We start from the raw sequence: 14674 nt of genomic DNA, 5'->3' as shown, positions 1-14674 counted from the left end.
GAAAACCTGCAACGCCTAGACTGAACCCGTCCACTTCTAATAACGACAGGACCGATGATGAACACTCAGGCGCGCTTCACCCACATGCAGGACGGCACTCAAGAAGACTGGATGATTATTGCCAAGGACTTCGCCGCTTACGCCAAGCAACTGCCGGGACGAATTCTGACCCACCTTCGACTGCTGGACGGAGACTTTGGCGGTTTCCCGGTCGACCGACTGACCCATTCGCTGCAAACCGCCACCCGGGCGCACCGCGATGGTCGCGACGAGGAGTACGTGGTGTGCGCGCTGCTCCACGACATCGGCGATACGCTGGGCTCGTATAACCACCCGGACATCGCGGCCGCCATTCTCAAGCCCTTTGTCAGTGCGGAAAACTTATGGATGGTGGAAAAGCACGGGATCTTCCAGGGCTATTATTTTTTCCACCACTTGGGCATGGATCGGCTGTTGCGCGAACAATTCAAGGACCACCCGCAGTACCAACGAACCATCGAATTCTGCGCCAAATACGATGCCGCAGCGTTTGACCCCAGTTACGAAACACTGCCGCTGGGCTTCTTCGAACCCATGTTGGAGCGGGTATTCGCGTTCCCAAAAAACTCGATTTACGCATCAGCGGCCAAGGAAAACCCTGGGTTGGCGTGAGGCCTCCTTAAGCCCGCCCGCCAACTAGTCTTGCACGCGATCGTTGTGCCCAAGGTCGCGTTGCGGGTCGATCTGATCGCGAACGCGCTGCTTGAGCACCTTCGCTTCGGGAAAGCCGCCATCGGCCTTGCGTTCCCAAATCTGCACGCCGTTGCAAGTGATGCGAAACGCCCCACCGGTCGCTGGCTCAAGAGAAACCCTGCTCAGGTCATCGGTAAAGGTACTGAGCAGCTCTTGAGCGAGCCAGGCGGCACGCAGAAGCCAATGGCACTGCGTGCAATAGGTGATGACAATTTCAGGTTTGGTGTTGGGCATACTGGCCTCAGCTGATTCCCGCTAACAAGTCCTGAGCCTTGCGCTGGTGCTCGATGTCACCCTCCTTGATCACTTCTTGTAACAGTGCCCGCGCTTCGTCCAGCTCGCCTTCATCGATCAGCAGTTGCGCGTGGTTGATTTTGCTCAGCGGCTCATCATCGGCGAGGTCCAGCACATCAAACTCAGTCGAGTCGCTCATGAAGCCGTCAAGAAAACCGTCATCCAGTGCGTCGTTGTTGGACTGGATGTTCGGTTCCAGCTCAGGTTCGAGTTCAGGCTCAGGCTCAGGCTCGGCGAAGTCGCTGAGAAACAGCTCATCAGGGATTTCGAAAACCTCAGGAAGCTCCGTCAGGTTGGATGCAAATTCCGGCTCAGCTTGCGGCGCAATTTTGTTGCGCGGGGCCGGCGGGGGCTCGAAGGGATCGACCAGATCCCATCCAGCGTCCATCGACAGATCATCCAGGTTCAGGTGGAATTCATCCACAGGCTGAGCGACTGGGATCGGAGTTTCGGGTTCAACGAACCGAGAATCGGACTGCACCGGCGCTAGGCCTGGTTTCAACACAACTTCGGCTGGCACCTGCGGCAACGGCACTGCAACCGGCTCAGGCTTGATGAACATCTGCGGATAACGCGCACGAACCTCCTGCACGGCATCGGCGCTTATGCCGTGATCAAGCAACGCTTGCTCTTCGCGAGCAAAACCATCGACATCGCCTTGCTCGGCCAACAGCTCCAGGATTCTCAGGCGCAGATCAGTACGTTGCGGCTGCTTGAGCGACGCCTCACGCAAAATACCTAACGCTTCAGTGAACCGGCCATACGCGATATAGATGCTTGCACCGTCCAACGCATCGGTGGCAGCGCCGGCAAGGCGCTGACTTGAGGAACTCGCCGCAATGACAGCGGGCACCACGGGCGCGACCACCGCCTCGACCCTGGGTGACTCGACCACCCGAACCCGCATGGGAGAGGGCGTTGTGGGGTCCGGCGTTACCTGAACCGCTTGCTCAGGCGGTACGTTTTTCAGTCGCTTGCGTCGCACTGAGTACGCCACTCCCAGCAGCAGTAGCAGTACCAACACCGCGCCAATCAGCAAGGGGATACTGATGAATGAATCAGCTATAGGCGCCGCCACAATGGGCGCAATCATCACCGCAGGCACAGCAGCGGTCGGTGCCACCGGTTTGGCTTTCAGTTCTGCCAACGCGGTTTGTAGTTCGATGACTTGCTTGTCTTTGCCTGACACCTGGTCCTGAAGGCCCTGTATCTGGCCTTTCAAATCACCGACGGATTTCGTCAGTTGTTGGTTTTCAATGGCATCTGCCGCCAGCCGTTCAGCGGTTTTTTGTTCATCACTGACAACGGCGGCCGGTGCCGTGCTGTCGGCGACGGCCGGCTTAGCTGAAGGAGTAACGGGCACTGCTACCGAGCGCGGCAATACCGCGCTGTCCGGCAGTAATAAATTTTGGCCGACTTTCAGTCGCGTGCCGCTACCGTTGGGAAACGCCTGGGGATTAAGCGCCTTTATGCCTTGCGCGATATCAGCTGCGGAGGTTTGACTGCCTGGGCCGAGCAAACGACGCGCAATGGCGCCCAAATTGTCACCGCTGACGACCGTGTAGTGATTCCCTTGCACGGCCTGAGGTGGCGCGACTGGCATGCGTGCATCCGCATGGTTATTGTCCTTGGGTTCTACCCAGCGGGCACGTGACGCTGCCCGGCCTTGGGCAGATTCAGGAGGGTCGATCAACACCGTATAAGCGTGGACCAGATCACCGTTCGGGCGGGCCAACCGCACCAGAAAGCTCAGATAGGGCTCGCTAACCGGCTTTTTCGAAACCACATGCACGACACCACGATTGCCATTGATGACCGTCGTAAAGCGCAGGTCATTCAAAAAGAACAGCCGTTCGACGCCCGCTCGGTTAAAGGCATCTTGCGAAGCGAGACTTACATGGATGTCGTCGGCAGTCAGGCCAGCCGTTTCAATCAGCTCTATGTCGGCGTTGAACGGTTGTTCCAATGCCGAATGCAGCGTGATCTCACCCAGCCCCAAGGCCGAAGCCATAGCCGAGTACAACAACGAGGCTGCGGCCGCAGCCATACAGCAACGACGCACGAATGACCGCGACGGACGATTTACCCGGGGGAGCGCAACCTGAGAACTCTTCAGCATGAAAATCCCTATAGAAACCAAAGCTCGCTTCTCGGCACACTCAACATCTACACATAGATGGCGCTAGTACGGAGGCAATTCCAGCGCAACCCTCTTACGCGTGAAACAATGCTCAAGCTTATAAGAATCACCCCATCGCTGAATACTGACGCTTACGATTTTTCGAGGTTTGACAGGATTCTGGCGTGAACTTGCATGCAGATGCGTAGTTCCTCTTCGTCAACACCCTCAAACAACTCTTTGCGCAACGCTGTGGCGATGGTTTCGATCTTGTCGATCAATGGGCGGGCGGTGGAACTTAGCAGGATCTTTTTAGCTCTGCGGTCTTCAACGACTGCCTGACGGCGAACCAGCCCTTGGGTTTCCAGACTGTCCAGCAGCCGCGCAAGGGTCGGCCCTTCCACGCCAACGCTCTGTGCCAGCTCGCGCTGGGTCGGCGGTTCGTCAAAACGTGCGAGGTGCAACAACACCAGCCAGCGCGCTTGTGACAATCCGAGGTCAGCCAAACGTCGGTCCAGTTCGGCGCGCCAGCCGCGAGACATGTGCGCCAGTTGCATACCGAAGCGATGTTGATCAGTGAGGGGCATAGAAAACTCAAGGTTAGAGGCTTGTACTAATTATTAGTAAGCTAACCATGCCACTTACACAGAGGCAAGTGGCCCGTTTGTAGCGAATCGTCGCAGGTGCCATGGTGGCACTGATTGTAGGACAACTTATTAACGAGGCGATTGATGCGCTATAAGCAAAAAGCTTCCCGAATAAATTCGGTCCTACAGGGATTGGCCCATTACTTTGGGACCGAATTTATTCGGGAATGAAGCCGCGCAATATTAAACTTCAAACTCCGATTGCAACGCCGCCCTTACGCAATACAACACGCCTTCCGGCACGCGACCGGCGAATTGTGCAGCCACGGCAGACACCGACGGCAACTCACCTTCGCCATCAAGGAATGCGTCTTGCACTTCGCTGAGCAAATCCTCGGGAAGGTCCAACGCCTGTTCCAGCGACAACTGCTGTTTGCCAATGGCCTCGGCCAACATCGTATAGACGTTCTTTTCAGAGCATTGCAACTGACCGGAAATTTGCAACGGGGTCATGCCAGCACGGGCCAGACTGATCAATTCATGCCGCAGATCAGCGACGACCCTTGACGCCTCGGCCGTGCCACCCAGCACTTCGAGGAACGCTTCGCCATACCGCTCGAGTTTGCGCGCACCGACACCGCTGACCTGGGCCATTTCCGACATCGAACCGGGTTTGCTACGAAGCATTTCAAGCAGCGTGGAATCGGGGAAGATCACGTAAGGCGGCACCCCATGTTCTTCGGCCAACTTACGCCGCAGGGCACGCAGGGCCTCCCACTGTTCGCGCTCTTCAGCACGAACCAACTGGCTGGCGGGGCTGCTGCCAGATCCGCTTTTCGGGGTTGTTTGTGGTTTCAGGTCACGGCGTAATTCCAGCGTCACTTCACCGCGTAACAGCGGTCGACAGGTGTCGCTCAAGCGCAGACCGCCATAGCCTTCGAGGTCGATATCAGCCAAACCGCGAGCGACCAATTGGCGAAACAGTGAACGCCACTCACCTTCGGCGCGCGCCTTGCCAACGCCAAATACTGCCAAGTGCTGATGGCCGAAGCTTTTCACTTTGTCGTTGTCGCGGCCGAGCAGCACGTCCACCAAATGCCCGACGCCATAGCGCTGGCCGGTGCGGTAGATTGCCGACAACGCCTGACGCGCTGGCTCGGTGGCATCCCAGGTTTGCACGCCATCGACGCAGTTATCGCAATGGCCGCACGGCTTGGGCATGTCTTCGTCGAAATACGCCAACAGCGTCTGGCGACGGCAACGGGTTTCTTCACAGAGCGACAACATGGCATCGAGCTTGTGCTGCTCAAGACGCTTATGGCGTTCGTCTCCTTCGGAGTTTTGCAGCATCTGTTTGAGCATCAACACGTCTTGCAGACCGTAAGCCATCCACGCATCAGCAGGCAGACCGTCGCGACCCGAGCGGCCGGTTTCCTGGTAATAGGCTTCCAGTGACTTGGGCAGGTCCATGTGCGCGACGAATCGTACGTTGGGTTTGTCGATGCCCATACCGAAGGCGATGGTCGCGACCATGATCAAGCCTTCCTCATTGAGGAAGCGCTTTTGGTTGGCGGCTCGGGTTTCGTTGGGCAGGCCCGCGTGATACGGCAGGGCCGGGTAGTTGTTTTCACACAGGAAGGCCGCGACTTCATCGACCTTTTTACGCGACAGGCAATACACGATACCGGCGTCGCTGCGTCGCTCGGAGAGGAACGCCAACAACTGCTTGCGCGGTTGCTCTTTGGGCACGATGCGATAAAAGATATTCGGGCGATCGAAACTGGACAGAAAACGCTCGGCCTTCTGCAAATGCAGACGCTCGACGATCTCTTCTCGGGTGCGTTTATCGGCCGTGGCGGTCAGGGCAATACGCGGCACGTCGGGGAACAGTTCAGCGAGCTGCCCCAGCTTCAGGTATTCGGGGCGAAAATCGTGACCCCATTGCGACACGCAGTGAGCTTCGTCAATGGCGAACAAGGCAATTTTCAGGTTCTGCAAGAACGCCAGCATGCGCGGCTGGACCAGCCGCTCAGGCGCCAGGTAAAGCATTTTGATCTCGCCCAGACGAATCCGATTGGCCAGATCACGCTGCTGCTCGGCGTTTAGCGTGGAGTTAAGCGCCGCTGCTGAAACACCCAATTCTTCAAGGGTTGCCACCTGATCATCCATCAATGCAATCAGCGGTGAAACCACCACGGCCAAGCCATCGCGTAACAGCCCAGGCACTTGGAAACACAAGGACTTGCCGCCACCGGTGGGCATCAATACCAAGGCATCGCCGCCGTTGGCAACGCGTTCAATAATGGCACCCTGGCGACCACGAAAACTGTCGTAGCCGAAGATGTCTTTAAGTACGCGTTGAGCCTGTTCGAGCATAAAAACCCCAAAAATTGCAGAAACAACCTGCTACAGCCGGTCGCGACCCTTGGCAGCATCGCAAAGCGCGGCATTATACCCGAGGGTTTCCAGGCCAGGGACGGCAGTGACATCAGTGGTCGAAATTAAACCTGTAACCGTTTCTAACACCTGTCTCGCTGGCGCGCAGGCCTTACACAGCCTAGAATTCAGCATCGTTTATTCCCAAGGTAGTCTTTCAATGTCCTTCGCTGAGCAACTAACCCGCCTGCAAGTTTTCCTCGACGCCGACGAGCTGCACGACGAAGCGTTGGACTATGTGGCCGCCCATGGCTACCTGACCGCGCTGTCGATTTGTGCCGAAACAGTGCCGAGCCGTGAATGGATCGACACCTTGTTCTCTGAGCCACCGCAATACACCGACAACGCTCAACGCGAGGAAATCGAAGCCACGTTGATCCAGTTGCAAGCGCACATCGCGCGCCAACTGGCTTCAGACGAAGAATTCGAGTTGCCATGCGACCTGGACCTGGGCGAAGACCCGGATGACTCCGAGTTGCGCGGCTGGTGCATCGGCTTCATGGAAGGCGTGTTCTTGCGTGAAAACGCCTGGTTTGAAAGCGCTGAAGAAGAAGTCAGCGAAATGCTGCTGCCCATCATGGTTGGCTCGGGCCTGTTTGACGAACAACCGGAGTTCGAGGACATCGCAAAAGATGCGAACCTGATGGATGACATGATCGTACAGATCCCGGAAGCCCTGACTGCTCTGTACCTGCTGTGCCAGGCACCCGACGAAAAGCCCGCTCCAGCGATCCTCAAACCCCGCCATCACTGATCCAAAGGCCTCTCGCCAACACGTTGGCTCCTACAGCGAAGTGAAACGACGCGGTTTACCAGACACACCGCGCCGTTACCTTCGCAGGCAAGCCTGCTCCCACAGACTATTGCCAGGTGCAGAGTCTCTGTAGGACTAACGTGTTGGCGAAGCACACGACGCGGTTTACCAAACACACCGCGCCGTTACCTTCGCAGGCAAGCCTGCTCCCACAGACTATTGCCAGGCGCAGAGTCTCTGTAGGAGCTAACGTGTTGGCGAAGCACACGACGCGGTTTACCAAACACATCGCGCCGTTACCTTCGCAGGCAAGCCTGCTCCCACAGAACTGCAACCAGACCCAGATGCAGCCAAGCGCGGATTCTGTGGGAGTTGGCTTGCCGACGAAGACGATTTTTCAGGCAACCCGTTTCAAGCCCTTCGCGAATAAATTCGCCCACCGAATCCTCCGCTGTATTTCACACCGTATCCACCTTCAACGAGTGATCACTGATCATGCCGGTGATGATGGACGCCGTGTCATGCCCACTCGCAACCATCCCGCCCGACCCCGGCGTTACGCCGTAATGATTCGCCAGATCGACCCCCGCCAGGTCGATGGTTTGGGTCGGGGCTTGGCCAACGATGGGGTTGACTTCAATCGTGGTAACCACGCTTGCCCCGGCGCCAGTGACTTTGAAGTGCAGATAGTCATCCAGTGACGCCGAGCTTGAGTTATCACCTTGCAGTAATTGCGACAGATCAAGCTTGTCGACGCCGATGCTGAAATCCGTTACCAGGTCATGGCCAACATTGCCTTGGTCCCATTTGAAGGTGTCGTTGCCGCCACCACCGGTCAAGGTATTGTTGCCCAAACCGCCATTGATGATGTTATCGCCACCGTCCCCGATTAAGGTGTCGTTGAAGTGCGAGCCAATGAGGTTTTGGATGTTGACCAGGGTATCGGTCCCGGCGCCGAGTGTGTTCTGCGCGGTGGTGATGCTCAGATCAACATGGACCCCCGCCGTGGCGTTGACGTAGCTGGCGGTGTTGTTGCCCGCGCCGCCGTCGAGCAAGTCATTACCCGGCCCGCTGATCAATACATCGTTGCCGTTGTCGCCAAACAACTCGTTATTACCGCTGCCGGCCTGCAACACGTCATCACCATCGCCGCCGTGCAGATGAACGTCGCCTGGGCCGCCGATCAATATGTCGTTGTGGTTGGTGCCTTGCACCGTGTCGCCCGCTTGATAATGCAGGGCGACGTCCGCGACGCTGGTGCCACCGTGACTGTCAGTGACGGTGTAGCTGCCGTGAGAATCCGCCGTCACGTCTTGCGCACCGGCGTAATTGACCGTCAATTGAAGTTGGTAGTTTTCGTCCCCCGTTGCGCTCGTCGCACCGCTGGTGTTGACGATGTTGGTCACATGTAGGTGATACACACCATCGTCGGTGGCCGTAAACGAATGCCCATCGGCAATGGTGGAGAGCACATCATTGCCGTCCTGCCATTGCGTTGAAACGTGACTGTCATCCTGAGAGTTATTCAGGGTCACGGTTTCGCCTTTGTGCAGGGTCACGGTGTAGGTGTCTTGCGCGTTGGCAGCCTCAGCGTTGGTTGCGCCCAAATACCCGTTAAGCACCACCAATGCCGTCAACGCCGAGGCGCTGTTGAAAAAGTCGCTGCGCTCCACGGTTTTCAGCTGATTGGCGCTGCTATTGCTGGTACTGGCAAAGTTGATGGCGTTCGCATTGGTCGCAGTGAAGTCGGCACCTTTTGCCGCCCACCCCGTGGTGAAGGTGGTGGAAGTGGTCGTCAGTTTGTCGCCATTAGAATCGGTGTTATTGGCCAACAACAACTGCGCCGCCACCGTAAGGGTCGGCGACAGAATGTTGGTGATGACATTGTCGGCCAGCGCCACGGCCACGTCCGCCACCGCCACCGCCACCGGGGCGGCGCTCGGATTGACGTGAACCACCAGATTGGCGCCAGCCGTGTCGCCGTCGTTATCGCTCGCCACAAAACCAAAGGTTTCTGTCACCGCCGTGCTGCCGATTTTTGGCGGCGTGTAGGTGTATTGGCCATTGTCCATGTCCACCACCAGCGTGCCGCCATCGTTGCTAGCGACCGTGGCGCTGTGAGTGCTTGAGTCAAACGTGCCGTGGCTGGTACCCGATACGCTAAGGCCGCCCTGTCCGTTGTTGGCTTTGGGGTCATAGAGGTAGGACGTCCCATCAACGACGATCGCCTTGATAAACCCACCATCGGCACCAAAAGTGCCTCCGGTCATCAGGCTGCCGGTAATAGGCGTGCTTTGCACCGTACCGCTCAGAACCGAATTGAGTGCGCTCAAGTCGGTGACCAGCACCGCATTGGTGTCGGTGTGAGTACTGCCGTCATACGCCAAAGGATCGAGGTAGGTGTTGGTGATGCCGGAGCCCAGGCCAATCGCGTAGGCCTTGATTTCATTGGAATTGAGGAAAGCTTTCCACGCGGCCTCGTCGGACGGACTCAGGTTCTCGCCGATGGTCGGGTTACCGTCTGACAGGAAGTACGCGACATTTTGCGCACCCGCAATTGCACCGTCGGTGGGGAATGCCTGCTTGGCTGCCGCGACGGCCGCATCGTAATTGGTTTCGCCGCCCGCGGTCAGTGTGCCAATGATCGCTTTGGCCGCGCTGACATCGACCCACACTGGCGTTTTGTCCGCCGCCGAATCGCTGAAAGTAACGATCTGAACCTTCACATCACCCAAGTCCTGATACTTGTCGAGTAACGTGCTGATCGCCTGTTTCTCCAGGTCCAGGCGTGACAAGCCGGAAACGCCCGACGCATCGGCCATGCTGCTGGAGACATCAATGATCAGCAGCACGTTCGAATCGACCCCCACCACGGTCGAGGTGCGTTCGCTGCTAACGGCTGTTGGCACGTCATCGACAATGTTGATGACCAAGGAGTTACTTACCGAGTTGCCCGAGGCGTCGGTGGCCTGGTAAGTGAAGATCTCGTGCTCAACGTTTGCTCCATCGTTAGCAACGGGCGAGGTTTTTGGTGCGGACGTCAGGGTATAGGTATAGGTGCCATCGCCGTTGAGATGAATCTCTCCGTATTGGCCCACCAGCGTTCCGTCAGCGCTGCCGACCAAACTGAAGCTGACCGCGCCCACCGCCCCGGACACCGCGCCCACCAACGTGCCAGAAGCGGTTTCCGCGGGGGAATCCGGCGTGCTACCGATCACCGTGCCAGGGGCCAGGTCGTGGCCACTTTGGGTCAAGTCCAAGGCATTTTCAAACACCGTGACCCCTTGGGCAGAGACCGCCTTAAGGCAGGAATCAGACACGTTTATAGTGAGCGTCGTGGTACTGACATCGCCGTCTGCATCGCGGATTGAATAGGTGAACACATCATGCGCACCTGAATGACCCACCGAATCCTGATTGCTGTGGTAGGTCGCATTGCCCGATGCATCCAGCACCAGCGTGCCGTAAACCCCGACGATGGAAGCGCCCAAGCCTCCGTAGGCTGCTTGCGAAGTGTCACCACCGGCACGCACGCCCACCACCGGGCCTCCCGCGCCAGGTCCGTCAGCCCCCATGACGTCATTGATCAATACGTTGCCGCTGACGGTCCCGCCCTCCACCACGCCGACAGTATCGGCATGGGCAGTCGGCACGTCATCAACCACATTGACGTCAATGACGCCAGACGCCGAGCTGCCGTCGCTGTCGGTGGCGACCACCGTGAAGTGTTCGCTGATGCTGTTGGCACCGTTGTCGTCAGCCTGCAATGCGTTGTGTTGAAGGGTGTAGCTGTAGCTGACCACGCCGGTTTGGGCGTTATAACCGGTCACCGTTAGTAAACTGCCAATGACCGTTGAAACCGAGCCAGGGAAGCCTTGCACCACCCCACCACTGACGACGTTGATTCCGCCGACATTGAGGCTCTGCAACCCATCCGGGGCATGAACCACAAACTCGCCGTGCTGGGTCAGTGCCGCCGCATTCGGGCTGGAGCCGTTGCTGAGGTTTTTCTCATAAACGGTCAGCTCGCCGCCGCACACGTTCAGGCCATCGACAGTGACCGGCTGACCGTTGTTATGAATAGTTAGCACCAGGTTCGCCTGGCTGGTATCGCCGTCGGCATCCTTGAGCGTGTAAGTAAACACTTCAGTACCATTGGCGCCGCCGTGCAGGGCGATGAAATCCGCATCGTGGGGGTTGAGCGTGTAAGTATAAGAACCGTCGGTCTCCAGCACCAACGTGCCGTAGGTACCGGCGAACGTGCCGCCGACAATTGGCCCGCTGGCGATCCGGTCTGCACCTTGAACGTCGTTGATCAGCACGTTACCCATCAAGACCGGGTTGGTTTCTGTGGCGGAGTACGGGTTGCTATCACCGTGGGCGGTGGGCACGTCATCAATGACGTTGACGTTTAAAGACGCATTCGAGGTGTCACCATCGTTATTGGTAGCCACAACATTGAAATGCTCGGTAAGGCTGTTAGCGCCATTGCCTGTTGGGTGGGTGTCGGCGCCGTTCAGGGTGTAGCTGTAACTGACCACCCCGGTTCCAGCGTTGTAACCGGTGATGGTCAGGGTGTTGCCCAATCCGGTGGTCAACGACTGGCCGACACCGCTGGCCACGCCAGCCACCACCACGTTGAGGCCGCCGATGGACAAGCTTTGCACCCCGTCGTTGGCGGTCACGGTAAAGGTGCCGTTTTGGGTCAACGCGGTCGCGTCCGGGCTGCTGCCGGTAGCGAGGTTTTTCTCATACACCGTGTCGTCGGGACCTTCGCCATTCAGGCCGGTGATAATCACCCCGTTATCGTTGTTGTGGATCTGCAACACCAGGTTCGCCTGGCTGGTATCGCCGTCGGCATCTTTAAGCGTATAGGTGAACGTCTCCGTGCCGTTACTGTTGCCGCCGTGCAAGGCGACGAAGTCCGGGTTATTAGGATTGAGGGTGTAGGTATAAGTGCCGTCCACTGCCAGCACGAGAGTGCCGTAGGTTCCGACGAACGTCCCGGCCACAATCGGTCCCGTCGGGATTCGGTCGGCGCCTTGGATGTCGTTGGTTAATACGTTGCCGGCCAAGGTGATCAGGTTTTCGGTGGCGGTGCCGGGGTTGCTGTCGTTGATCGCAGTGGGCACGTCATCGACCACGCTGACGTTCAACGAAGCGTTGCCCACCGAACCTCCGGTGTCAGTGGAGACCACGGCGAAATGCTCGGTAAGGCTGTTAGCGCCATTGCCGGTTGGGTGGGTGTCGGCGCCGTTCAGGGTGTAGCTGTAACTGACCACCCCGGTTCCAGCGTTGTAACCGGTGATGGTCAGGGTGTTGCCCAATCCGGTAGTCAACGACTGGCCGACACCGCTGGCCACGCCAGCCACCACCACGTTGAGGCCGCCGATGGACAAGCTTTGGACCCCGTCGTTGGCGGTCACGGTAAAGGTGCCGTTTTGGGTCAACGCGGTCGCGTCCGGGCTGCTGCCGGTAGCGAGGTTTTTCTCATACACCGTGGCGTCGGTGCCCTCGCCATTCAGGCCGGTGATAATCACGCCGTTATCGTTGTTGTGGATCTGCAACACCAGGTTCGCCTGGCTGGTATCGCCGTCGGCATCTTTAAGCGTATAGGTGAACGTCTCCGTGCCGTTACCGTTGCCGCCGTGCAAGGCGACGAAGTCCGGGTTATTAGGATTGAGGGTGTAGGTATAAGTGCCGTCCACTGCCAGCACGAGGGTGCCGTAGGTTCCGACGAACGTCCCGGCCACAATCGGTCCCGTCGGGATCCGGTCGGCGCCTTGGATGTCGTTGGTTAATACGTTGCCGGCCAAGGTGATCAGGTTTTCGGTGGCGGTGCCGGGGTTGCTGTCGTTGATCGCAGTGGGCACGTCATCGACCACGCTGACGTTCAACGAAGCGTTGCCCACCGAACCTCCGGTGTCAGTGGAGACCACGGCGAAATGCTCGGTAAGGCTGTTAGCGCCATTGCCGGTTGGGTGGGTGTCGGCGCCGTTCAGGGTGTAGCTGTAACTGACCACCCCGGTTCCAGCGTTGTAACCGGTGATGGTCAGGGTGTTGCCCAATCCGGTAGTCAACGACTGGCCAACACCGCTGGCCACGCCAGCCACCACCACGTTGAGGCCGCCGATGGACAAGCTTTGGACCCCGTCGTTGGCGGTCACGGTAAAGGTGCCGTTTTGGGTCAACGCGGTCGCGTCCGGGCTGCTGCCGGTAGCGAGGTTTTTCTCATACACCGTGGCGTCGGTGCCCTCGCCATTCAGGCCGGTGATAATCACGCCGTTATCGTTGTTGTGGATCTGCAACACCAGGTTCGCCTGGCTGGTATCGCCGTCGGCATCTTTAAGCGTATAGGTGAACGTCTCCGTGCCGTTACCGTTGCCGCCGTGCAAGGCGACGAAGTCCGGGTTATTAGGATTGAGGGTGTAGGTATAAGTGCCGTCCACTGCCAGCACGAGGGTGCCGTAGGTTCCGACGAACGTCCCGGCCACAATCGGTCCCGTCGGGATTCGGTCGGCGCCCTGGATGTCGTTGGTTAATACGTTGCCGGCCAAGGTGATCAGGTTTTCGGTGGCGGTGCCGGGGTTGCTGTCGTTGATCGCAGTGGGCACGTCATCGGTGATGTTGACGTCGACACTGCCAGTGGCCACGTTGCCGTCGTTGTTGGTCGCTACCACCGGCAGATGGTCAATCAGGTTGTTAGCACCATCGCCCGGTGAGTGGGTTTCGGCGCCGTTGAGGGTATAGGTGTAGGTGACTACGCCGGTCACCGGGTTGTAGCCGGTCACAGTCAGCGTATTGCCAAGCCCGGTATCAATCGCTTGGGGGAAACCAGTGGCCGTGCCGTTGGTGATGACGCTGACGCCGCCAATGGTCAAACCTTTCACACCGTCCGCCGCGTTGATCGTGAAGCTTGCGCTTTGGGTCAAAGCACTCGGATTGGACGCCGACCCCAAAGGTAAATTGGCCTCGTTGACGGTCAACTCGCCGCCACTCACGTCCAATCCTACGATACTGATACTGGTGTCAGGCGGCGCAACCACTACTGCCGGCGTGCCCGAGCCGTTATCGGGAAGAGTAGCGACCTGACCTTCAGGAAATATCGCTGAGCTGCTCAATCCCGCCGTCGGGAAACCGACTGTCGGCGCAACTGACCCACCCACTTCCGTTAGCAATACAAAGGAGTGCCCGCCCCCTTGCTCGCCAGGTACGCCATTGACGGTGGGACCTGCGGCGGTTGGATCAGCGACTTTGGTCGGGTCATCACCGGCCGCGATGGCGCGTTGCAATTCTTGCACATCGGTCAGCTGCGCCTGGTTCGGCGCCGTCGTGTCCGGGGTGTCGATGTGTGTTGCATGGTTGGCCAGAATTTCGGGGGACAGCGGCATGCTGCTGTCTCGCCCCAACGTCAGTTCGCCACCGTCAGCAAGGTGCACGGCGACAGCACCTAGGGGTCCGGTTTGCAGCTGCTCGCCTGCGAACACCCGATCACCTGCTACTAAAGCACGGCGGGCCCCATCACCTGCCACCGCGAAGACTTCACCCACAACGTGCGTGATGGTACCGATCAACTTGGCCATATCCACTCCTCCGTTACCGACGTCTGTCGGCTATTGGATCTGTAAAAACGCCGGACTTTAACGAGCGGCTTTCTTACAAATCCCGAACTAAACGTTACATATCGCTCGAAAACTGTTCACAAAAAGCAACGCAATATCACTAGGCCAGCAGCAAAGTGACAATAAACCG

The 14674-nt window shown here is 58.2% G+C and carries 7 protein-coding genes; 2 read left to right on the top strand and 5 right to left on the bottom strand.

Annotated features, from left to right (window positions below):
- Positions 1-57: 57 nt before the first annotated feature.
- Complete coding sequence (locus RHM59_RS00325; RefSeq protein ID WP_322286756.1) at positions 58-651, top strand: HD domain-containing protein; 594 nt, start codon at positions 58-60, stop codon at positions 649-651.
- A gap of 24 nt (positions 652-675) precedes the next feature.
- Here the strand turns inward: RHM59_RS00325 and RHM59_RS00320 are convergent, their stop codons facing one another.
- The 4 genes from RHM59_RS00320 to recQ form a co-directional block, all read right to left on the bottom strand.
- On the bottom strand, positions 676-966 hold the full coding sequence (locus RHM59_RS00320; RefSeq protein ID WP_322168273.1) for a SelT/SelW/SelH family protein: 291 nt from the start codon (positions 964-966) through the stop codon (positions 676-678).
- 7 nt (positions 967-973) lie between these two features.
- Positions 974-3145 (bottom strand): FimV/HubP family polar landmark protein, encoded by a 2172-nt coding sequence (locus RHM59_RS00315; RefSeq protein WP_416195044.1) that lies wholly within the window; start codon positions 3143-3145, stop codon positions 974-976.
- 152 nt (positions 3146-3297) lie between these two features.
- Positions 3298-3732 carry a MarR family transcriptional regulator gene (locus tag RHM59_RS00310; RefSeq protein WP_322168271.1) on the bottom strand — a complete coding sequence of 145 codons (435 nt, stop codon included), beginning with the start codon at positions 3730-3732 and terminating at the stop codon, positions 3298-3300.
- Between the two features lie 243 nt (positions 3733-3975).
- A complete protein-coding gene (gene recQ / locus RHM59_RS00305; RefSeq protein ID WP_322285707.1) occupies positions 3976-6108 on the bottom strand; it encodes a DNA helicase RecQ in 2133 nt (710 codons plus the stop codon).
- Positions 6109-6328: 220 nt separating this feature from the next.
- Here recQ and RHM59_RS00300 point away from each other — a divergent pair, with 220 nt between their 5' ends.
- A complete protein-coding gene (locus tag RHM59_RS00300; RefSeq protein WP_322168269.1) occupies positions 6329-6922 on the top strand; it encodes a YecA family protein in 594 nt (197 codons plus the stop codon).
- A 458-nt stretch (positions 6923-7380) separates the two neighbouring features.
- On the opposite strand, the gene RHM59_RS00295 is transcribed toward RHM59_RS00300, so the two are convergent.
- Positions 7381-14505, bottom strand: coding sequence for a retention module-containing protein (locus RHM59_RS00295; protein ID WP_322285706.1), 7125 nt, complete (start codon positions 14503-14505; stop codon positions 7381-7383).
- Positions 14506-14674 lie beyond the last annotated feature (169 nt).

The organism is Pseudomonas sp. MH10 (assembly GCF_034353045.1).
GTDB lineage: Bacteria > Pseudomonadota > Gammaproteobacteria > Pseudomonadales > Pseudomonadaceae > Aquipseudomonas.
The sequence above is the reverse complement of the archived record's forward strand: the minus strand, read 5'-3'. Positions and strand labels throughout refer to the sequence as shown.